Raw genomic sequence first — 20,489 nt, 5'->3', positions numbered from 1 at the left:
GGCCGAGGAGACGCAGCGGTCAAGCAGACGCCAGGCAGGCGTCAATAGGAACGACACCATGATCGATGTGCCATTTGAGACAGATCGTGTCAGAATGTGGACAGTCGACGACGGCGTCGGCCCTGGCTCGACGACCAAGCCACCCCCATGTGAGCAGCGTCACCTAGCATCTTGTACGCGCAGAGCGAACCGGCCTGCCACAGCGTGGCGGGAACGCTCGTGGATGGTTTGATGTTTATACGGATGCAGTGACACGACCACCAACACACCCGGTGGCCCATCGACAGGAAGGTGCGCGACCGTGACAGCTACTCTCGCGACCACACCACTCAGCACCACTGACCGTTGCGACAGCTGTGGTGCCCAAGCCTACGTCCGTGCGGTTCTCGACCAAGGGGACCTGCTTTTCTGCGGGCATCACGGTCGCAAATTCGAGGCGACGTTACGTCCGAAGTCGCTCGGATGGCACGACGAGACCTCCCGTCTGACCACCAGCGAGCCCGTCGGCTGATCGGCGGCTCTACACACACGCCTATCCACGGCGGGTGTGCGAGTTGGGTACTCCCCTCTCGTACACCCGCCGTTGTTGTCAGCTGACGAGGTCGGCTATCCGCGGGCCGTAGATTCGGCCGCGCGGCCGCGGAGCACGAACGCCATAAGCACCCCGGCAAGCGCACCGAAAAGGTGGCCTTGCCACGAGATGCCCGGCTGACCGGGCAGCACGCCGATCACGATGCTGCCGTACATGATGACCACCACAACAGCCACCACAAGGCTCAACAACCGCCGAGTGAGCACAGCCCAGGCGACGAGGAACGCCGCGAACCCGTAGACAAGGCCGCTAGCGCCAATGTGATTGGTGTTGGACGCAGCCACCAGCCAGGTAGCGAATCCACCCAGGAACGCCACTCCGATGGTGACCGGCCAGAACAGGCGGGTGGTGAGCGCGATCAGGCTGCCGAGCACAAGAAACGCACCGCTGTTGGCGATCAGATGGCTGAACCCACTGTGCAAGAACGGCGCGGTGACGATACCCAGCAGACCCTCGCCGCTGCGTGGCCGGATCCCGTACTGGTCCAGGTTGACACCCGGAAGCTGGTCCACGATCTCTTGGCCCCACATCACGGCGAGCATGCCGAGCACAGGGATCACCAGAGCGACCGGGGCGGGTAGGCTGCGTCGTTCGATCTCGCCGGAAGAACTCACGCCTTCACCTTATGCGAGCTGCCGACCACACGCATGGACCCGCGGCCGCTTAGTCGAGGTAGTCGCGTAGCACCTGCGAACGAGACGGATGACGCAGCTTGCTCATCGTCTTGCTCTCGATCTGCCGGATACGCTCACGGGTGACGCCGTAGACCTTACCGATCTCGTCGAGCGTCTTCGGCTGACCGTCGGTGAGCCCGAACCGCATCGACACGACCCCCGCCTCTCGTTCCGACAGGGTGTCGAGCACGGCGTGCAGCTGTTCCTGCAGGAGGGTGAACGACACCGCTTCGGCCGGGACGATGGCCTCGGAGTCTTCGATCAGATCACCGAACTCGCTGTCGCCGTCCTCACCAAGCGGAGTGTGCAGCGAGATGGGCTCACGACCGTACTTCTGGACCTCGACCACCTTCTCCGGGGTCATGTCCAGCTCTTTGGCCAGCTCCTCCGGAGTAGGCTCACGGCCCAGGTCTTGCAGCATCTGCCGCTGTACGCGGGCGAGCTTGTTGATGACCTCGACCATGTGCACCGGGATGCGGATGGTGCGGGCCTGGTCGGCCATGGCACGGGTGATCGCCTGCCGGATCCACCAGGTGGCGTAGGTGGAGAACTTGTAGCCCTTGGTGTAGTCGAACTTCTCCACGGCGCGGATCAAGCCGAGGTTGCCCTCCTGGATCAAGTCGAGGAAGAGCATCCCTCGACCTGTGTACCGCTTGGCGAGGGACACCACAAGCCGCAGGTTGGCCTCGAGAAGGTGGTTCTTGGCCCGACGGCCGTCTTCGGCGATCCAGGTCAGCTCGTTCGCGAGCGTCGGATCCATGGTGTCGGCTTCGGTGGCGAGCTTCTCCTCGCCGAACAGACCGGCCTCGATCCGCTTGGCGAGTTCGACCTCCTGCTCGGCGTTCAGCAGGGGCACCTTGCCGATTTGCTTCAGGTAGTCCTTGACCGGGTCGGCCGTGGCACCTGCCACCACCACCTGCTGCTCTGGCTCATCGGTGTCGTCATCCTCGGAAAGGACGAAACCTTCATCCGTCAGCTCGTTGGGAGCTGGTTCGTCCGCGGATTCGGCAGCGTCCGCGGGACCGTCAGACGCGGCGTCGGCAGCCTCACCACCATCGGCTTTGCCGGCCTTGCGTTTGCGCCCGGGCTTCGTCTTGGCCCCGCCAGCCTTGGCCGCTGGGGGCGTCGCCGCCGCCTCGGAGGGTTCATCTTGAGCTGCTGTCTCCGTTGTCTTCTTCACCGCAGTCTTCACAGATGCCTCGCTCTTCTCCGCTGCCTGTTTGCGCTTCTCCCCGGCAGAGGTGATGGCCCCGTCCGCCGGCGCGGTCGCCGTCGCCGAGGAACGACGCGACGCCGCAGCCACTACTCGCTTGCGCGAGACCCGCGAGTCAGCAGCCGCAACCTCGACAGTAATACCTGTTGACTTCAAATGCTCGACGACGATGCGGCTTTCTTTCATCTGAAGGTTGGCCGCTTCGCACGCGGCCCGCACATCCTGTGCGTCGACTGAGCCGGCTTCCCGGCCTCGTATCACAAGCTCCTGCACGGGTGGCAGCTCGAAGATCCGGGCGTACTTGGAGCGGGAGGGGCTAGGCGACACGAACAACCTCTCGTCATCAACGGGGGCAAAGAATCACTGAACGGGGCAACACATCATTCTGACACGAAGGAGGTTCTCCGGTCTTCTCCGGACATGCCGACGCGACGAACCGTGCGGATCATGAACCACCCCACCGTAGCGCGAGAACCGTGAGGTCGTCCGCAGCACCCGCGGTGCGCAACCGCGAGACCACAGCATCAAGTATGCCATCGAGTGTGTCGTGACGATGTTCTTCTAAACAGGCGAGCAGCTCACCGACGCCTTCCTCGAGGCTACGCAGGCGGTTCTCGACGAGACCGTCGGTGAAGGCGAGCAGCATCTCGCCGGCGCCCAGCCGGATCCGCCGGCAGTACCGTTGTTCGGCCACGCCGATCGGAGTGGTGTCGGTCCCGGTGTCGATCAACTCCAGCTCACCGTCCGGAGGCATCCGCACCATCGGCAGGTGCCCGGCATCCCCCAGACGCACCGTGCCGTCGGCCGGATCGATAACGAAGTACACGACGGTGGCCAGCTCGACCGAGCCGCCGCCCTCCACCAGCCGGTCCAACCCGGCCAGGACCGCCGCGGGATCGGGGTCGGCCAGCGCCAGCGCCCGCAGCGCCGCACGTAGCTGGCCCATCCCCGACGCCGCCGTCAGTCCATGACCCATGACGTCGCCGACGGCCACCGCGACCTCACCGGAGGGCAGCTCGAACGCGTCATACCAGTCGCCGCCGACGACGTGTTCCGCGGAGCCGCCCAGGCTGCGGGCGCCCACCTCGATGCCTTCGATGACCGGCAGCACAGGGGGTTTGAGCCCTTCGGTCAGTGACGCCGTGGCCGTGCGCTCCTGCTCGAACAGCCGGGCTCGGTCGAAGGCCACCGAGCATTGCTGAGCCACCGCCCGCAGGAACCGGCAGGTATCGGACTCGAACGGTTGTGCTTCGTCGAACGCGAACCGCACCACGCCGATCCGTCCCGAGTCCGCGCTCAGCGGCAGGATGGCCCACGCTTGCTCGTCCGTGCTGTCCAGGAAGGCATGGAACTGCTCGTTGGCGAACTCCTCGCGAGCCCGCTCCTTCGACGCCAGGAAGACCGGCCAGCCCGTGCGGAGGACTTCGGAGACAGGCGTGACGGCGTCATCCGGCCACATCGAGAGGTACAGCCCGTCTGGAACGCTGTTGGCCGCCTCCCCCACCAGGCTCAGACCGATCCACCGAGCGCCGACCGTGGCCCGGCCGATCACCGCCACCGCGGCGGCGACCTCGTCCACCGTGACGGCTTCCGCCAACTCCTCGGCCACCTCCAGGAGCCGCGCATTACGTGCACGGCTGTGCCGCAACGCCGACAATGCACTGCGCTGGGACGTGTCGTCAACGACGAACATCGCCACTTGACGCTGGTCATCGTCACTGACCAGGTACCACGTCGACCGGAGGTAGGGCGCGGAGCCCGACGGACTCGGCCATGGCGGCTCGTCCGCCTTGATCGTCTCACCGCTGCGCAGAACTCGGTCGATCATCGTCTCGGTATGGGTGGCGAGCTCAGGCGGGAGCACATCGGATGGGCGGCGGCCGAGATGCTCCGCGATGGTCTTGCCGGCGCGCTCGGCCAGAAAGGCGTTGATGGCCAGGTACTGGTGATCGGTATCGAAGACGGCGAAGCCGACGGGCGCGTCAGCACCTGCCAACGCGCCCAGCAACCGCTGGGCATCGGCTGGCCGCACGGTTAACCCCCCTCATGTCGAGCGCCCCCACCGGTAGCGGTCGGGTCGGGTCGGACGGCCGGTGTCACGTGCTGGTGGCGCCGGCCGCGCGGCGTTTGGCTTCCTTCTTGAACGCGCGCACCTCGGCCAGCGACTCCGTGTCGACGACGTCGGCGATGGACCGCCTGGCACCCTCCTCGCCGTATGGCCCGGCCGCCTCCCGCCAACCGTCAGGCTGGACACCACACTGCTTACCGAGGAGAGCGACGAGAATACGTGCCTTCTGTTCACCGTACCCCGGCAGGGCCTTGAACCGAGTGAACAACTCCCGACCGGTGCTGACGTCCTGCCAGATCGCGCCGGCGTCGCCACCCCAGTGTTCGACGACGTACGCGGCCAGCGCCTGCACCCGCTTGGCCATCGAGCCCGGGTATCGGTGCACGGCCGGCTTCTGGGCCATGAGGGCCGCGAACTGCTCGGGATCGTGGTGGGCGATGGCCGCCGGATCAAGGTGGGTGACGCCCAGCCGGGCGGCGATGGTGGCCGGGCCGGTAAACGCCCATTCCATAGGGATCTGCTGGTCCAACAACATGCCGACCATCAAAGCGAACGGGTCGCGGCCGAGGAGTTCGTCGGCGGCCGGATCGCCAGCCAAGTGGAGCTCGACCATCACGGTGTGTCCTCTGCCTCGTCGGCACCGTCGTCGGCTTTGACGGCGAGGACCGGACACGGCGCGTCAAGCAGGATGCGCTGCGCGTTGCTGCCCAGGATCAACTTACCCACCGGGCTGCGCCGGCGCAGCCCGATGACGATGAAGTCCGCGGCTGACTCCTTGGCGACGGCGATGAGGTCGTCGGCGACCTCCATGCCACGCACGAGTTGGCGCACCTCGGCTTCGATACCGGCCTCGGCCAGCTGCGCACGCACCGCGTCGAGTTCAGCCTCGTGCTCCTGGGCGTCGTCGGCGTCGAAGCTGCGCCCGCCCCGCTCGGAGTTGATCACGACCAGCCGCGCACCGCGCAATTTGGCCTCTTCGGCGGCCCGGCGCAGCGCGGCCCGGCCCTCCGGCTTGGGGACATACCCCACCACGATCGCCGTCATCGCCTCTCGCCCTCCTCTGGTCGACACTGACGTTCTAACACCACCCGCACGAAGCACCGTGGCCCCATTCCGCTAACGGGACACTAGCGCGCCGGGCCGGAGCGCCGCACCATGTCCCCGGGCCATGGCACCATTCAGGGCGTGGAGGCGACGCGGTGGCCGGTGTGAACAGCCCTCCCGGCCGGGAGAATGGTGCCCGGATCCGGGCCACCGCGAGCGTGCTCCATCTCGACGTGGACGCGTTCTTCGCCGCGGTCGAACAGCGCGACAAGCCATCGTTGCGGGGGCGGCCGGTGATCGTCGGCGGACTCGGGCCGCGCGGGGTGGTGTCGACCGCGTCGTATGAGGCGCGCCCGTTCGGCGTGCGCTCGGCTATGCCGATGTCCGAAGCCCGCGCCCGCTGCCCGAACGCCGCCTTCCTCGGTGGCCGGTTCGGGGCTTACCGAGCCGTGAGCGGCATCGTCATGGACCGGTTACGGGCGTTGTCGCCGCTGGTGGAGCCGCTTTCCCTCGACGAGGCTTTCGTCGACCTCGACGTCGACGCCGGCCACGACCTATCCGTCGACGGTGTGCGGCAGCTGGGCGAGCGGCTACGTGAAGCAATCCACGACGCCACCGGGATCACCGCCAGCGTCGGCGCGGCCACCTCCAAAACCCTCGCCAAGATCGCCTCCGAGGAGGCCAAACCCGACGGACTCGTCGTCGTCGAGCCCGGCACAGAACTCGATATCCTGCACCCGCTGCCGATCCGAGTACTGCCCGGTGTGGGGCCGGCCACGGCCGCCCGGTTGGCCCGCCTCGGGGTGAAAACCGTCGGTGACCTCGCCCTGATCGCCGAACCCGACCTCGTCGACCTCCTCGGCGACGCCCATGGCCGTTCGCTCCACCAACTCGCCCGAGCACATGACCCACGCCCGGTCAGCTCCGAGCGGGCCTCGAAATCCATCAGCGTCGAAGACACGTTCGACCATGACGTTACCGACCGCGCGTTACTGTCCGCCCTGGTCACCAGGATGTCCGAGAAGGTGACGGACCGGATGGTCAGCGCCGGTCACTCCGGCCGTACCATCACCCTGAAGGTGCGCCTGCACGACTTCACCACCCTGTCGCGGTCAGCTACCTTGCCCGGCCCCACCGACGATTCCCGGGCGGTGACCAGGCTGGCGCTGCGGTTGCTGGACGAGATCGACGCCACCAATGGCGTCCGGTTGCTCGGCGTGGGCGTCTCGGGCCTGTCCGACTGGGTTCAGGACGACCTGTTCGCCGCCGCGACCGATACCCGGGAGCCCGCCCCACCGGATCCCGAACTCGACCGCCAGCTCGACGCCGCGGTTCACACGGATCAACGGTGGGTGCCCGGCATGGACGTCGTCCACACCCAGCACGGCGCCGGCTGGGTCTGGGGCAGCGGGCGGGGCCGGGTCACGGTGCGGTTCGAGACGGCCGACACACCCCCCGGTCCGGTCCGCACTTTCGCCGTGGACGACGCCGATCTCGCCCCATCTCCGCCATGAATCGCCGCCATGAACGGAAGGGATGGGCGGGTCGGGCGGACTCTCAGCCGTTTCTCACGTCGGCGAGGCACACTGAGTGCCATGGACATACTCGTCGTCGACGACGAACCCGCCGTGCGAGAGTCGCTGCGCAGGTCGCTGGCGTTCAACGGTTACCAGGTTCGGCTTGCCGAGAACGGCGAAGACGCTCTGCGCCAGATCAGCTCAGACCAACCCGACGCCGTCGTCCTGGACGTCATGATGCCTCGTCTCGACGGCCTGGCCACCTGCCGCGCGTTACGCGCATCCGGCAACGACGTGCCGATCCTCATGCTGACCGCCCGCGACGACGTCTCCGACCGGGTCTCCGGCCTCGATGCCGGCGCCGACGATTACCTGCCTAAACCGTTTGCCCTGGAGGAGCTCCTGGCCCGCCTGCGTGCGCTGCTGCGCCGCTCCACCCACGCCGACGATCCTCAGGCCGGTCCACTGCGGCTGGGTGACCTCACACTCGACCCCGCCACCCGTGAGGTCCGCCGAGGCGTCCGCCAGCTGCGCTTGACGCGTACCGAGTTCTCCCTACTCGAGCTTTTGGTCAGCAATCCGCGCCAGGTGCTGACTCGCGAGCGCATCCTCGAAGAGGTATGGGGTTACGACTTCCCGACGACGGCCAACTCGCTCGAGGTGTACGTCGGCTACCTGCGCCGCAAAACCGAAGCCGAAGGTGAGTCTCGGCTCATCCACACCGTCCGCGGCGTCGGGTACGTCGCCCGGGAGGATCCACCGTGACCGACCCGCCGCCGCCTCCCCCGGCTCGCTCGGCAGCGGCCAGGGTGCCACCCACCGGGCCACCACCACCCCCGCCGGGACGCACCGTTCACCACCGCCGGCCGACATCACCCGGCAGCCCGCGGGACGGCGACCCCCCAGGTAAAGATCGGTCTCGCACGGACGGTGCGGACCGTGCGGCCCCCACACCCGAGTCCGGCCGGCTGCTGCGCCGGCTCTCGCTACGGACCAGAGTCGGAGCACTCGTGGCGCTGACCGTGGGTATGGCCGTCGCGCTCACCGCGCTGGCGGCCTACCTCACCGTCTCGTCGCAACTGACCCGTACCGTCGACGAGACACTACTGGAACGGGCCCACGACGTCGTCACCTCACCGCTCGGCGACCGCTTCACCCTCGACCGGCTACCGGCCGAGGCGTTCCTCGCCGCCGACATGCGCATCGCCATCGTGCACGTCGACGGCCAGCAGAGCACCGCGTGGGTCCCCCAAGGTGAGCAGACCCCACCACCCGTGGGTGAACCCGAGCTGGCCGTGGCCCAGGGGGTGGAGCAGTACAGCCTCCGCACCGCCGCCGTCGACGGCGAGCCGCACCGAGTGGTCGCGGTACCGGCCGGGCCACAACTCGCGCTCGTGCTGGCCCAGTCCACCCAGCAGACCGAACGGATCCTGGAACGGATGCGGCTGGTGTCGTTCGTCGTGGGCGGTCTCGGGATCGCCATCGCGACGTGGGCGGGTGTGTCCGTCGCTCAGGCCGGCCTGCGACCGGTCCGGCGGCTCACCGAGGCGGCCGAACACGTCGCCGCCACCCAGCGGTTGGACCCGATCGAGGTCGAAGGTGACGACGAACTCGCCCGGCTAGCACATGCGTTCAACGCGATGCTCGCAGCGCTCGACGACGCACGTTCCCGCCAGACCCGCCTCGTCGCCGACGCCGGACATGAACTGCGCACCCCCCTGACCAGCATGCGTACCAATCTCGACCTCCTCGCCCAAAGTGATCGCCAAGGTGGCCTGCCACCGGACGAGCGGGCCCAGCTGATCACCGACGTGCGCGCCCAGATCGAGGAGCTGTCCCAACTCATGGGTGACCTCGTCGAGCTGTCCCGCGACGACGCACCAACCGCCGCGCAGCAACAGATCGACCTCGCCGACGTCGTCCGGGATGCCCTGGGCCGGGTCCGACGCCGCGCGCCGGGCCTGACGTTCGACGCGGACCTGTCGTCGTGGCCGGTGCTCGGTGAAGCCCAGCTACTCGGCCGGGCAGTGACCAACCTGCTGGACAACGCCGCCAAGTACAGCCCGCCCGGTGGCACGGTGAGTGTCACGTTGCGCCAAGGTGTGCTCCAGGTCAGCGACGAAGGACCGGGCATCGCCGACGAGGACCTCCCCCACGTATTCGAGCGCTTCTACCGGTCGTCGGAAGCACGCGGCCGACCCGGCTCTGGTCTGGGGCTGGCCATCGTCCGGACCACCGCCGAACGACACGGCGGTCGAGTGGACGCCGACCGCGCACCTTCCGGTGGCGCCCGGCTCACGCTGCGGATACCGGCCGCTTCTTCAGAATCATTAGCGTGAATCTCAGGATGTTCTCAGAGTGACAGGGAACCGTATGGGTATGAGCGAGAACCTCCACGGCAGCCCACCTCCCACCGAGCCGTCCCAGCCGACCGAGCCGGCCGAGCCGGCCGAGCCGGCCGAGCCCACCGACCAGAGTGGGCCGGGCACCCCGCCGCCCCCACCCCGGCAAGGTACCGCCGGCTGGTCCAGGCCGCCTGGCCACCCAAGCCCAGCCGGCCCAGCCAGTGCGGCCGGCCCAGCCAGTGCAACCCATCCGTGGCAGGGCAGCCCAGCGGCCGGCGCAGCCGCGACCGGTCCGGGTCTAGCCGGGTACGGTCCGGCCGGCGGCCCCGCTGACAACGAAGGACGATCCGCTACGGCCGTGTTGTCGGCACCCGAGGTGTCGTCGACCACACCTCACCGAGGCCGGGGACGGCTGCTCGTTACCGGGCTGGTCGTCGGGGCGCTAGTGGGTGGCGGCTCCGGCGCGGCGGTGGCCACCTGGCTCACCGACTCCTCGGACGAGCCGGCCCAGGGCAATGTCGTGGGCAGCAACAGCTCAGCCGACAACGGCGAACGGCAGCCGGCGGTCTCGCTGGGCAGCGTGGAGAGCGTCGCCGATCAGGTGTTGCCCAGTGTCGTCTCCATCACGATCAGCGGCGAGTTCGGGGGTGAGGGCGGCACCGGCAGCGGTGTCGTGATCTCCTCCGACGGCGAAATCCTCACCAACGACCACGTCGCCCGCGCGGGCGGAGCGAACGGCCAGCTTCGGGTGACGTTCTCCGACGGCACCACGGCCGACGCCGAGGTGGTGGGGACCGATCCGCTGACCGATCTCGCCGTCATCCGGGTGTCCGACGTCGACGAGCTGACTCCGGCCCAGCTGGGTAGCTCTGGCGAGTTGTCCGTCGGTGAACAGGTGGTGGCGATTGGTTCTCCGCTCGGCCTCGACGGCACCGTCACCAGCGGGATCATCTCCGCGTTGCAGCGTCCGGTCGCGGTGGGCGATCAGCGCGACGCCGCTACCGTCATCGACGCGATCCAGACCGACGCCCCGATCAACCGCGGGAACTCCGGTGGTGCACTGGTCAACATGGCCGGCGAGGTCATCGGCATCAACAGCGCGATCGCTACCACCGGCATGGAGGCTGGATCCATCGGCCTGGGCTTCTCCATCCCCATCGACCAGGCCCGGCCGATCGCCGAAGAGCTGATCGAGACCGGGACCGCCACCCACGCGCGGATCGGAGTCGAGGTAGGCACGCCGCAAGACGGTCGTCCGGGGGCGTTGATCGGGCGGGTCGAATCGGGCGGCAGCGCTGCCGAGGCGGGCTTGCAGGACGGCGATCTCATCACCAAGATCAACGACCGACCGGTGCAGGACCACATCACGCTGATCGCCGCGGCTCGTTCGTACCGGCCCGGCGACGAGGTCACCCTCACCTACGAACGCGACGGTGACGAGGGCACCGTCGAGCTGACGCTCGGCAGCGACGCTCAGTCCACCTGACGTTGTCGGTGGGGGCAGGCACACTTGGACACATGCGGTTGTTCGACGTGGCCGAGACGTCCCGTGCCGTCGCAGCCACCAGCGGCAGGCTCGCCAAGATCCAGCTGTTGGCTGACTGTCTGCGCCAGGCGACACCCAGCGAGGCGGAGATCGCCGCCAGCTATCTCGCCGGCGAGCTGCGCCAGCGCCGGACCGGCCTCGGCTACGCCGCGGTCCGCTCGATGCCTGCACCAGCCGACCATCCCGAACTCACATTGCACGAGGTGGACGCCGAGTTCAGCCGGATCTCCGAGTTGTCCGGTCCGGGATCCACCACGGCTAAACGGTCGGCGCTGCACGCGATGCTCACCCGTTCCACCCCGGCCGAACAGCGGCTCCTCGCCGGCCTGGTCACCGGTGAAGTGCGGCAAGGTGCACTGGACGGCGTGCTCACCGACGCTGTGGCCGCCGCCGCCGGGTTATCCGCGACGGATGTTCGGCGCGCGGTGATGGTTGCCGGTGCACTCGTGCCAGTGGCGGCCGCCGCCCTCGCCGACGGCCAGGCTGGCCTGGACCGCTTCAGGCTGGCTGTCGGGTCACCGATCAAACCTATGCTCGCCTCGCCGTCCAGCGACCTCCCGGAGGCAATGACCAGGCTCGGCACGGCCGGGGTCGAGTGGAAGCTCGACGGTGTGCGCGTTCAGATCCACCGCGACGGCGGTGATGTCGCCGTGTTCACCCGCACTCTCGACGACATCACCGCCCGGGTGCCCGAGCTGGTGGAAGCCACGCTGGAGCTACCGGTCGCGGCCGCGGTGTTCGACGGCGAGGCGATCGCCGTCGATGACGGCGGCCGTCCGCTGCCGTTCCAGCGGACGGCGGCACGGATCGGGCATCGCACCGACGTCGACCACGCGCGAGCCCAGACTCCGCTGTCGGTGTTCTTGTTCGACTGTCTACATCTGGACGGTGCCGACCTCCCTGGCGAGCCTGCCTCGCGGCGCTGGGCGGCCCTCGACAACGTCGTTCCCGCCGCGTTACGGGTCCCGAGGCTGGTCACCTCGGAGCTGGCCGAGGCTGAGGCGTTCTACGCCGAGGCGGTGCGGCAGGGCCACGAGGGCGTGGTCGCGAAATCTCTGGAGGCCCCGTACGAGGCCGGCCGGCGCGGCGCGAGCTGGCTGAAGGTTAAGCCGCGACACACTCTCGACCTCGTTGTCCTAGCCGCCGAGTGGGGCAGCGGCCGACGGCAGGGGTGGCTGTCCAATCTGCATCTCGGGGCCCGCGACCCGGAAGGACGATTCGGCCCGGCCGATGGTTTCGTCATGCTCGGCAAAACATTCAAGGGCCTCACCGACCAGATGCTGACGTGGCAGACCGAGCAGCTGCTGAGGCTGGCCGACGGCGCCACCAACCAATGGGTGGTCCACGTCCGCCCGGAGCTGCTGGCCGAGATCGCTTTCGACGGAGTGCAGACCTCGCCGCGTTACCCCGCCGGCGTGGCGCTGCGCTTCGCCCGCGTGGTGCGCCACCGCCCGGACAAGCCGGTGGCCGAGGCGGACACCATCAACACCGTGCTCGGCCTGCATCTGCCTGCCGGCCCCGGGTAGCGCAGCGACCTGACCGCTCTACCGTCACGGCCCCCGGTGTGCGCGCTCTAGCCGTTCCACCCCTTCGGCGAGGACGTCGACGCCGGTGTGGTCCGATGATCCGAGCAGCAAGCCTGATGCCTCCCACATGGCGATGTGGATGGCCTCCACCGTCTGGGTGTCGGGGTCGTCGAGGCGGACACCCCTGTCCCGCGGCAGTGCGGCCTCCAGTGCGGAGGCGGCTTCCACGAGACGGGTCCACGATTTCGACGCGTACCGGCCCAGCACCAGCCTGGCGAGGTCTTCGTCGCCGAGCACAGCGGCTCGTTGTCGCTCCATGTAGGCCTGCGCGGCGAAGGCACCACCGCCTCCACCGGCCAACGCTCCGACGAGCACCCCCAGCACGAGGCCGATAGCGCCAAGGCCAGCCACGGCGGCGACCACACCGGCGAGCACCGCAACCGCTGCCGCACCGGCCCCCACCCCGATCAGGTGATGACGGTGCAGCCCGAAGCCGAGGATCCGAAACGTCGGCGCGGGATCCTCCAAGGCTTCGACGACACGCTCGGCCGACTCGTCGTCATGAAGGTCCGGACGTATAACCACGAACGTCTCGGCGACGGCACGGCCGGAGTTGGCCGCATGGCCCGGGCGACCAGAGGTCCACCGCAGCGCACCCCAGCGGCGTCGTTCGACGACATTGGGCAGCCAGCTACCACGCTGTGACTTCAGCTGCTCATCGACGATGCGCTGTTGTTCGTCCCAAGCCTGCGACCACTCCCGCTCCTTCATCGCCGTCAACGGGTGCGGTCGAGACATCTGCAATCTCATCTCCATCACGGCAGTTCCACCCTTGAGGCACCTCGACGTGAGATTCCACCCTGACCCCACGAAGCCTACTCGCACGGTTCGATTCTGCTTTGCCCAACCTGCCCATGACGTTACCGCACAGCCCAGGTGTCGGCGGCAATGCCAGCACCCTGCGGCATTTGATCCGCTTTTGCGGCATTCACGGCTTTACCATCATCAACTGGCTTGTCAATCTCTGGGAAAACATTCGTATTGATCAACAACAGTAGACAGAGAGTGTTCCGATCACGCGGCGCCGGTGGCCTGCGGTGGCCCCGTCCACGCCACCGGCTACGGTGGAAGGCGTGTTCCGGTTCCTGCTCACGCCCCGCTGGCTGGCCATCCACACCTTCTTCGTGCTGGCCGTGGCGTTCTGCGTGTTCGCCGGATGGTGGCAGTTGGGCGCCTTCCAAGACAGCCAGACCAGGCACGATGATCGCGATCGGCCACCGGTAGCCGTCGAGGAACTCGTCCGCGCCGGCGAGGCCATCGACGACGCCGCCGCCGACCGCGCCGCCGTCGCCACCGGAACCTACCTGAGCGAACAACGCCGGTTCGTGCCCGGCCGGATCCACAACGGCGCGCTCGGTTGGTTCGTCCTGATGCCGTTGGAGACCTCCGATGGAACCATCCTGCCGGTGGTACAGGGATGGGTGGCCGAGCGCGCCGACGCCGGACCACCCCCGGACCCGCCGGTCACCGTGACCGGCCACCTGCTGCCCGCCGAGATTCCCGAACACGCCACGATGCGTCATGACCAAATACTCGACGATGACGAACTCGCCTACATCTCCCCGGAGAGCCTCGCCGAGACCATCGGCGTGCCGGCGGCCGCGTCAGTGCACGGCTATCTGCTGCTGACCTCTGAGGAACCGGCCGCTGCGGGGATCGCCAGACTCGACATCAACGAAGTGGCCCCCATCCGGCACGTCAACCCCTGGCAGAACCTCTCCTACTGGGCTCAGTGGTGGGTATTCGGCCTAGCCGCACTGGTGTTCTGGGGTTCGGCGATCAGGTCGGGCATCCGCGCCCGCCGCAACGGCGACGGGCAGGACACCGAGCCCGATCCAGATCAGCCCGGGCCGGACCGCGCACCCGACTCGGCGATGACGTCGCCGTCGCCGCACGAGCGGGTCAGCGCACCCGAGCCTCCACGCGTGCTCTCTTGACCACATAACGTTCGGCGAAGAACGACGCCAACGGAACCGTTCCGGCCAGCGCGATCAGCCCCACCGCCCAGCCCGTCCAGCGCCGCTGGTACGCCAGCAGTCCAACCGCGATCAGGTAGACCACGTACAACCATCCATGAATCGGCGACACCACCGCGCTCATCGACGGGTCGTCCGGTGGTCCATACCGAATGAACATGGCCACACACAAGACGAGCAAAAACACGCCCGAGACGTAGGCCATGACCCGATAGAACGGAAGAGCGTCACGCTGCACGACATCGAGCGTAACCCCGGCACCTTGCAGCCTCGCGCACCGGGATGGGAATACCCTCGGCTCGAATACCCTCAGCTGGGTGGATCGTCTGGCTCGTCGTCTGGCTGGTCGTCTGGCTCGTCGTCTGGCTCGTCGTCTGGCTCGTCGTCTGGCTCGTCGTCTGGCTCGTCGTCTGGCTCGTCGTCTGGCTCGTCGTCTGATTGATCGTCTGATTGATCGTCTGATTGGTTGTCTGGTTGATCCAGGTCGGCCAGGAACTGCTCGAACTCGGCACCGATCTCGTCCGCCGTCGGCACTGCTTTGGGCTCGGCCAACAGGCTGCCCCGCGAGCCGGCACCCTCGTACGCGTCGTACTGGGACTCCAGTGCTCGCACCACTCGGGCGACCTGCTCGTTGCCGTCGATCTCCTCTTGAACCGCCCGCGCGGCGAGTTCAGCAGCCTCGCCCAGTGCCGCGGTAGGCAGCAGGAGACCTGTTACTGCGCTCACCGCACGCAGGACACTCAACGACGCCTGCGGGAACTCCGACTCGGCCAGGTAGTGCGGGACCTGCGCGACCAGGCCCACCGCATCTCGGTCAACCTGGCCAAGCCGGTATTGCAGCAGCGCCGCGGCACTACCCGGCACCCGCAGTTCCATGTCCAGCAGCTGCTCGTCCGGCACCAGGTGTCGCTTGGTGGCGTGCGCGCTGATACCAATCGGCCGGGTGTGCGGCGTCGCTGTGGGAATGCCGTAGAAACCCACCGTCAGGCGCACCCCGAACCGCTCGATCAGCTCCGCGACGGCCGCTGTGAAACCTTCCCACATCACGTCCGGCTCCGGGCCGGACAGCAGCAGGAACGGTGCGCCGACATCGTCATACAGCACCCGAAGGGTCAGCTCCGGCGCCTCATAGTGTTGGAACGCCCCCTGGGCGAAGTGCATCTCTGGCCGCCGGGCGCGGTAGTCGACCAAGCGGTCGGTGTCGAAGCGGGCCAGCTCGCGCTGCTCGAGCGTGTCCAGCAACTGGTCGACCACACCTCCGCCAGCGTGCCCGGCGTCGACGAACCCGTTGAGGTGGTACAGAAGCACCGGCGATTCGAGTTCCGGTGCATCATCGACCAACTCGTATAGAGCATCCGGCATGTCAGCCACTTCCTCGATCACAGCGACGGATGGTTAGGCCCTCTGAGACACAACGTCACCACCGGCTCGAAAACTTCCCCACACCGGCCCGGGTAACCGATCTAGAACCGTCCCCGGGCACTCGGCACCACTATCCAGACCATGCCGCCACCCAGACCATGCCGCCACCCAGACCACGACGCCACCCAGACCACGACGCCACCCAGACCACGACGCCACCCAGACCACGGCGCCGCCCAGATCATGCCGGAGGCGGAGCCTGGCCGGAGGTGCCCGTGTCGACCGGCTCCCGATAGGGCAGGCCGAGCAGCAAGCAGGAAACCCCGAGGAAAGCCTCCGCTTCGCGGATCAAGTCATCCGCTTCCCGCATCGTGACCGCGCCGGACAATCCGGCCATGGCTGCCGCTCGCTGTCCCGCCTTCGAGGCGAAGAACGACGCCCACTCGGTGAGCTCGGGCGCGACGGATGGCAGCAGCTCCCACACGTTGCGGGGCCCGTGCCCGCGCCGCCGGCCTCCCCCGGCACGCGAGCGTCGCGACACCGGCTGAGCCCGCGCAGCCAACACGGCGGCCGCCGTGCGCAGCGCCGCCAGATGAGCCGCCGCGAACCGCTCATTGGCGCTGCCAGCCATACCCGCATCCGCCAGGCACGAACGCGCCTGATCGACCAGATCAAGGGTGGCATGGCCCATCGGCGGCCGGAGCCGGCCCGACGGCCGGGCTCCCATAGCCACACCTCTGACCTGGTCGTATTTCGTCGTCATCAGTTCCCTCCCCTACCAGTGATCGAACGAATGTTCGACTAATGAAGACCCTAGCACCCCCCTCCGACAGCCCGTCAAGCCTCGGGCATAGGCTCACCCCCCGTGGCACGAATTGTTGTCGTCGGCGCGGGAGTGGCAGGCCTCGCCGTCGCGATCAGACTGGCCGATTTCGGACACCAGGTCACGATCCTGGAACGCAACGGCGCCGCTGGAGGCCAGATCGGCGCGGACACCCTCGACGGCGTCCCCGTCGACACCGGTCCTACCTGTTTCACTCTGCCCGCCGTCTTCCGCGACCTGTTCGGGAAGACCGGACGGCCGTTGGAACGTGAGGTCGACCTCGTCCCACTGGACCCGTCCGTCCGGTATGTCTTTCCCGATGGCGAGATCCTCGACCTGCCCAACGCCAGCCGTGCCGAGACGATCGCTTCCATCGACCACACACTCGGCAAGGGTGTCGGTGCCCAATGGGACCAGATGGTGCAGGAAGCCCGCACCATGTGGGAGGTCCTACGCCCGCGGCTGATCGACCGTTGCCCGTCGTTGCGGGATCTCCTCTGGTTACGCCTGCACCCTCGCGCCCGCCGCGCCCTGCACCGTGGCCGCAGTCTGCGCGAGTTCGGAGCACAACATCTTCGCGACCCTCACCTTCAGCTGGTGCTCGACTCGTACGCCACCACCCTCGGCAGCGTTCCGGCTCAGGCGCCGGCAGCTCTGGCCGCTCTGGTCTACGTGGAGCAGACGTTCGGCACATGGACGGTCCGTGGCGGGCTGCGGGTGTTCATCGACGCACTCCAGCGCCGCGTTGGCGAGCGAGGCGGCGAGATCCGGTTCGAGGCACCGGCCGAACGGGTCGCCACCCGCGCCGGATCCGTCTCGTCGGTCGAACTAGCCGGCGGAGAGACGATCCCGGCCGACGTCGTCGTCTCCACCGTGCCGGCCGGACAACTCGACCTCGACGGGCTCCGGGGGCGGCGCTGGACCGCGCCACCCGCGGAGGGGCGGTCCGTGTTCAGCATCATGATGTCGCTGCGCTCCCGGCCCGACTTTCCGGAACGGACGGTCCTGCTCACCGACGACGGCCCGAACGTCACCCTCAACTACCGCGCCGACCATCAGTCCGACCGGCCCTGTGGCGTGGCCCTGCACGCCGACTGCTCGGCTCACGGCCCGGAGCCGCAGCTCACCGACTGGAGCACGCCAGGCACTGCGGAGACCCACGCACACCAGCTGCTCGGCCTCGCCGCGGCCCGTGGCGTCGACCTCAAAAGCCAGGCCCTGACGTGGCGGGTGCGCTCGCCGTACGACCTTGAGTGCACCCTTGGGGCCCCGGGTGGCCGGGTCTACGGGCCGCCGTGGCACGGATCCGGCGTGACCAGACGGCGACTAGCCAACCGCTCCCCCGTTCACGGCCTGTTCTTCGCCGGCGCGGGAGCACATCCAGGCGCCAGCCTGCCGATGGTCGCCATCTCCGCAGCCCTCGTGGCCGACCTCGTCGGCCGGCCCTGACTCATCCCAGCCCCGCTGGGCATCTGACGTCTCACGGCGACGATCAGATGCCCAAGCGGAGATCAGGTGCCCAAACGGAGATCAGATGCCCAAGCAGGGGCCTGCGTGGCCCGGCAACTTTCGATCAGGCCGGGGTGAGGGCCGTGGCCAGGCCGAGCCGTTCGTAGATCTCACGGGTGGCCGGCGACCGATTCAGCGTGTAGAAGTGGAATCCTGGGGCGTCTTCGGCGATGAGCCGCTCGCACATCTGCGTGGCATAGTCGACGCCGAGGGCACGCACCGCGGTCCGGTCGTCACCGAGGGCGTAGAGCCGTTCGGCCAGGTCGGCTGGGAATGCGGCCCCGCACAACGCGGCGAACTTCTCGATCTGCTTGACGTTGGTCACCGGCATGATTCCGGGCACGATCGGCTTGTCGCCGCCAGCGGCCGCCGCGCGGTCACGCAGGCGCAGGTAGTCATCGACGTTGAAGAACATCTGGGTAACCGCGAAATCGGCTCCGGCGCGGAACTTACCGACCAGGTACCGTACGTCGGTTTCGAAGTCTGGTGACCGGGGGTGTTTCTCCGGGAACGCGGCCACGCCGACACAGAAGTCTCCGACCGATTTGATCAGCTGCACGAGCTCCTCGGAGTACCGCAGCCCTTCGGGATGTGGAGACCAGTCGGCCTGGGGGTCGCCGGGCGGGTCGCCCCGCAGCGCCAGGATGTTGCGGATGCCCACATCGGCGTACTGGCCGATGACGTGGCGTAATTCGGCCACCGAATGATCGACGGCGGTGAGATGACCCATAGCGGTCAGCGTGGTGTCCATGGCGACTTGACCGGTGACCCGCACTGTGGACTCGCGGGTGGTTCCTCCGGCGCCGTAGGTGACGGAGATGAACGTCGGCTGTAGCCGCTCCAACTCCCGCATGGTCCGCCAGAACAGTTGCTCAGCCTCCGGAGTCTTCGGGGCTGAGAACTCGAACGAGTACGACCGCCCTCCTGCGGCCAGCAGCTCTCGGATAGTCGTCGTCTTCCCTGTTGTGGTCGTCGGCAATCCTTGAGACATATCGCCCACGATAATCGAGGCCGCTCATGTTCCGGACACCGGATCTCACGCTCTGGGATTGAAACCGCATGGTCAGTCTGGTCGGCCCGCAGCATACCCTGGCATCCGTGACGTCCTCCCCGATCGGCCCCGTGGAGCCACCCGACCGGCTCGGCCAGATCACCCCGGCCGACCCCGTCGCACCGTTGCGACCACGGATCCAGCACACCCTCGACGGCTTCCTCGAGCAGCAGCGCACGCTGCTCAGCTCCATCGGCGACGAGCTACTGCCGCTCGTCGACGCCGCCGACCACCTGCTCAAGGGCGGCAAACGGCTCCGCCCGGCGTTCTGCTACTGGGGCTGGCGCGCGGCCGGCGGGTCCGGCGACGACACCGCCGTGCTCGTCACCGGCTCGGCGCTGGAATTGTTCCAGGCCGCCGCCCTGGTACACGACGACGTGATCGACGGCTCGGACACCCGCCGCGGCCAGCCGTCGGCGCACCGCCGATTCGCAGCCCACCACAGCAGGCACGGGTGGGACGGCGACGCCACCGGGTACGGCACCGCCACCGCCATCCTCCTGGGCGACCTCCTGCTCGGCTGGAGCGACGAACTATTCGCCCAGGCACCTCTTGGTCACCAGGCGCGGACCCAGGCCCGGCGGGTGTTCGAGCGGATGCGGACCGAGGTCGGCGCTGGCCAGTACCTGGACATCCTGGCGCAGACGGACACGTCGACGCCGCCGGTCGAACAGGCCGAACGGTCCCGTCGAGTGATCATGCACAAGTCCGCGCGGTACTCGGTGCAGCACCCGTTGGTTCTCGGCGGCCGGATCGCCGCCGCATCGGAGGCATTGATCGCCGCGTACGCACGATATGGCAGCGCACTCGGCGAAGCCTTCCAGCTGCGCGACGACATCCTCGGCGTCTTCGGCGACCCGGCCGAGACGGGCAAGCCGGCCGGTGACGACCTCCGCGAGGGCAAGCGCACGTTGCTAGTCGCCTACGCTGGCGAACAGGCTGACACCGGGCAGACCAAGACGATCGCCACCCTCCTGGGTACACCGGACCTCGACGACGACGGCGTGGCCGACCTACGCCAGGTGCTGGTCGACACCGGCGCCGTCCGCCGAGTCGAGGACCGCATCACGCGGTTGATCTCGGAAGCCGAACGGGCGCTCGACCACACCGAGGTCGACGACGACGGCCGGGCCGCGCTCGCCACCTTGATCCGCCTCGCGACCACTCGCTCCCGCTAGCCGGT

The 20,489-nt window shown here is 68.1% G+C and carries 20 protein-coding genes; 10 read left to right on the top strand and 10 right to left on the bottom strand.

From position 1 onward, the window contains the following. The first annotated feature begins 301 nt into the window (after positions 1–301). Complete coding sequence (locus G8760_RS18560) at positions 302–511, top strand: DUF7455 domain-containing protein (RefSeq protein ID WP_166353925.1); 210 nt, start codon at positions 302–304, stop codon at positions 509–511. Positions 512–606: 95 nt separating this feature from the next. Here G8760_RS18560 and G8760_RS18555 read toward each other — a convergent pair whose 3' ends face one another. The 5 genes from G8760_RS18555 to G8760_RS18535 all read right to left on the bottom strand — a co-directional run bounded on the left by G8760_RS18555 (position 607) and on the right by G8760_RS18535 (position 5,591). After that, positions 607–1,206: a rhomboid family intramembrane serine protease gene (locus tag G8760_RS18555; RefSeq protein ID WP_207782493.1), complete on the bottom strand. Its 600-nt coding sequence runs from the start codon at positions 1,204–1,206 to the stop codon at positions 607–609. Positions 1,207–1,255: 49 nt separating this feature from the next. Then, the gene (locus tag G8760_RS18550) at positions 1,256–2,752 is read right to left on the bottom strand and encodes an RNA polymerase sigma factor (protein WP_425502360.1); all 1,497 of its coding nucleotides are present in this window, start codon (positions 2,750–2,752) and stop codon (positions 1,256–1,258) included. A gap of 172 nt (positions 2,753–2,924) precedes the next feature. Next, positions 2,925–4,511, bottom strand: a complete 1,587-nt coding sequence (locus tag G8760_RS18545) for a SpoIIE family protein phosphatase (RefSeq protein WP_166353921.1) — start codon at positions 4,509–4,511, stop codon at positions 2,925–2,927. 64 nt (positions 4,512–4,575) lie between these two features. Next, a complete protein-coding gene (locus G8760_RS18540) occupies positions 4,576–5,163 on the bottom strand; it encodes an HhH-GPD-type base excision DNA repair protein (protein WP_166353919.1) in 588 nt (195 codons plus the stop codon). Next, entirely contained in the window at positions 5,160–5,591 is a 432-nt protein-coding gene (locus G8760_RS18535; RefSeq protein WP_166353917.1) for a universal stress protein, read from the bottom strand. Before G8760_RS18535 ends, G8760_RS18540 begins: the two co-directional genes overlap by 4 nt. A 200-nt stretch (positions 5,592–5,791) precedes the next feature. On the opposite strand from G8760_RS18535, the gene G8760_RS18530 reads away from it, so the two are divergent. From G8760_RS18530 to G8760_RS18510, 5 genes are all read left to right on the top strand, one after another. Next, positions 5,792–7,105 (top strand): DNA polymerase IV, encoded by a 1,314-nt coding sequence (locus G8760_RS18530; protein WP_166354173.1) that lies wholly within the window; start codon positions 5,792–5,794, stop codon positions 7,103–7,105. Between the two features lie 81 nt (positions 7,106–7,186). After that, on the top strand, positions 7,187–7,873 hold the full coding sequence (locus tag G8760_RS18525) for a response regulator transcription factor (protein ID WP_166353915.1): 687 nt from the start codon (positions 7,187–7,189) through the stop codon (positions 7,871–7,873). Next, the gene (locus G8760_RS18520) at positions 7,870–9,447 is read left to right on the top strand and encodes a sensor histidine kinase (RefSeq protein WP_207782491.1); all 1,578 of its coding nucleotides are present in this window, start codon (positions 7,870–7,872) and stop codon (positions 9,445–9,447) included. Before G8760_RS18525 ends, G8760_RS18520 begins: the two co-directional genes overlap by 4 nt. Before the next feature lie 40 nt (positions 9,448–9,487). Further along, complete coding sequence (locus G8760_RS18515) at positions 9,488–10,939, top strand: S1C family serine protease (protein WP_207782490.1); 1,452 nt, start codon at positions 9,488–9,490, stop codon at positions 10,937–10,939. 32 nt (positions 10,940–10,971) lie between these two features. Further along, positions 10,972–12,525 (top strand): ATP-dependent DNA ligase, encoded by a 1,554-nt coding sequence (locus G8760_RS18510; RefSeq protein ID WP_166353913.1) that lies wholly within the window; start codon positions 10,972–10,974, stop codon positions 12,523–12,525. A 24-nt stretch (positions 12,526–12,549) separates the two neighbouring features. Here G8760_RS18510 and G8760_RS18505 read toward each other — a convergent pair whose 3' ends face one another. Beyond that, positions 12,550–13,323: a hypothetical protein gene (locus G8760_RS18505; protein ID WP_166353911.1), complete on the bottom strand. Its 774-nt coding sequence runs from the start codon at positions 13,321–13,323 to the stop codon at positions 12,550–12,552. A gap of 101 nt (positions 13,324–13,424) precedes the next feature. Between G8760_RS18505 and G8760_RS18500 the strand changes: the two genes are divergently transcribed. Together G8760_RS18500 and G8760_RS18495 are read left to right on the top strand one after the other, a co-directional pair. Then, positions 13,425–13,583, top strand: a complete 159-nt coding sequence (locus G8760_RS18500; RefSeq protein WP_166353909.1) for a hypothetical protein — start codon at positions 13,425–13,427, stop codon at positions 13,581–13,583. A 75-nt stretch (positions 13,584–13,658) separates the two neighbouring features. Beyond that, positions 13,659–14,522: an SURF1 family protein gene (locus tag G8760_RS18495; protein ID WP_166353907.1), complete on the top strand. Its 864-nt coding sequence runs from the start codon at positions 13,659–13,661 to the stop codon at positions 14,520–14,522. Here the strand turns inward: G8760_RS18495 and G8760_RS18490 are convergent. The 3 genes from G8760_RS18490 to G8760_RS18480 all read right to left on the bottom strand — a co-directional run bounded on the left by G8760_RS18490 (position 14,488) and on the right by G8760_RS18480 (position 16,686). Further along, positions 14,488–14,799: a DUF3817 domain-containing protein gene (locus G8760_RS18490; protein ID WP_207782489.1), complete on the bottom strand. Its 312-nt coding sequence runs from the start codon at positions 14,797–14,799 to the stop codon at positions 14,488–14,490. The genes G8760_RS18495 and G8760_RS18490 overlap by 35 nt on opposite strands. Positions 14,800–14,870: 71 nt before the next feature. Next, on the bottom strand, positions 14,871–15,944 hold the full coding sequence (locus G8760_RS18485; RefSeq protein ID WP_211198984.1) for a proteasome assembly chaperone family protein: 1,074 nt from the start codon (positions 15,942–15,944) through the stop codon (positions 14,871–14,873). 220 nt (positions 15,945–16,164) lie between these two features. Further along, entirely contained in the window at positions 16,165–16,686 is a 522-nt protein-coding gene (locus tag G8760_RS18480; protein WP_207782488.1) for an SAV_6107 family HEPN domain-containing protein, read from the bottom strand. Between the two features lie 102 nt (positions 16,687–16,788). Between G8760_RS18480 and G8760_RS18475 the strand changes: the two genes are divergently transcribed. Next, on the top strand, positions 16,789–18,195 hold the full coding sequence (locus G8760_RS18475; RefSeq protein WP_166353905.1) for a phytoene desaturase family protein: 1,407 nt from the start codon (positions 16,789–16,791) through the stop codon (positions 18,193–18,195). Between the two features lie 124 nt (positions 18,196–18,319). Here G8760_RS18475 and metF read toward each other — a convergent pair whose 3' ends face one another. Continuing rightward, on the bottom strand, positions 18,320–19,246 hold the full coding sequence (metF, locus tag G8760_RS18470) for a methylenetetrahydrofolate reductase [NAD(P)H] (RefSeq protein WP_166353903.1): 927 nt from the start codon (positions 19,244–19,246) through the stop codon (positions 18,320–18,322). A gap of 158 nt (positions 19,247–19,404) precedes the next feature. Between metF and G8760_RS18465 the strand changes: the two genes are divergently transcribed. Next, positions 19,405–20,484 carry a polyprenyl synthetase family protein gene (locus tag G8760_RS18465; RefSeq protein WP_425502359.1) on the top strand — a complete coding sequence of 360 codons (1,080 nt, stop codon included), beginning with the start codon at positions 19,405–19,407 and terminating at the stop codon, positions 20,482–20,484. Positions 20,485–20,489: the final 5 nt, after the last annotated feature.

Source organism: Phytoactinopolyspora limicola, assembly GCF_011320225.1.
Classification (GTDB): domain Bacteria; phylum Actinomycetota; class Actinomycetes; order Jiangellales; family Jiangellaceae; genus Phytoactinopolyspora; species Phytoactinopolyspora limicola.
This window is presented reverse-complemented; position numbering and strand designations above follow the sequence as displayed.

Coding starts and splice junctions, on each gene's coding strand:
- G8760_RS18535 (WP_166353917.1), bottom strand. CDS start 5,591: ATGACGGCGATCGTGGTGGGGTATGTCCCCAAGCCGGAGGGCCGGGCC.
- G8760_RS18525 (WP_166353915.1), top strand. CDS start 7,187: ATGGACATACTCGTCGTCGACGACGAACCCGCCGTGCGAGAGTCGCTG.
- G8760_RS18515 (WP_207782490.1), top strand. CDS start 9,488: ATGAGCGAGAACCTCCACGGCAGCCCACCTCCCACCGAGCCGTCCCAG.
- G8760_RS18510 (WP_166353913.1), top strand. CDS start 10,972: ATGCGGTTGTTCGACGTGGCCGAGACGTCCCGTGCCGTCGCAGCCACC.
- G8760_RS18505 (WP_166353911.1), bottom strand. CDS start 13,323: ATGTCTCGACCGCACCCGTTGACGGCGATGAAGGAGCGGGAGTGGTCG.
- G8760_RS18480 (WP_207782488.1), bottom strand. CDS start 16,686: ATGACGACGAAATACGACCAGGTCAGAGGTGTGGCTATGGGAGCCCGG.
- metF (WP_166353903.1), bottom strand. CDS start 19,246: ATGTCTCAAGGATTGCCGACGACCACAACAGGGAAGACGACGACTATC.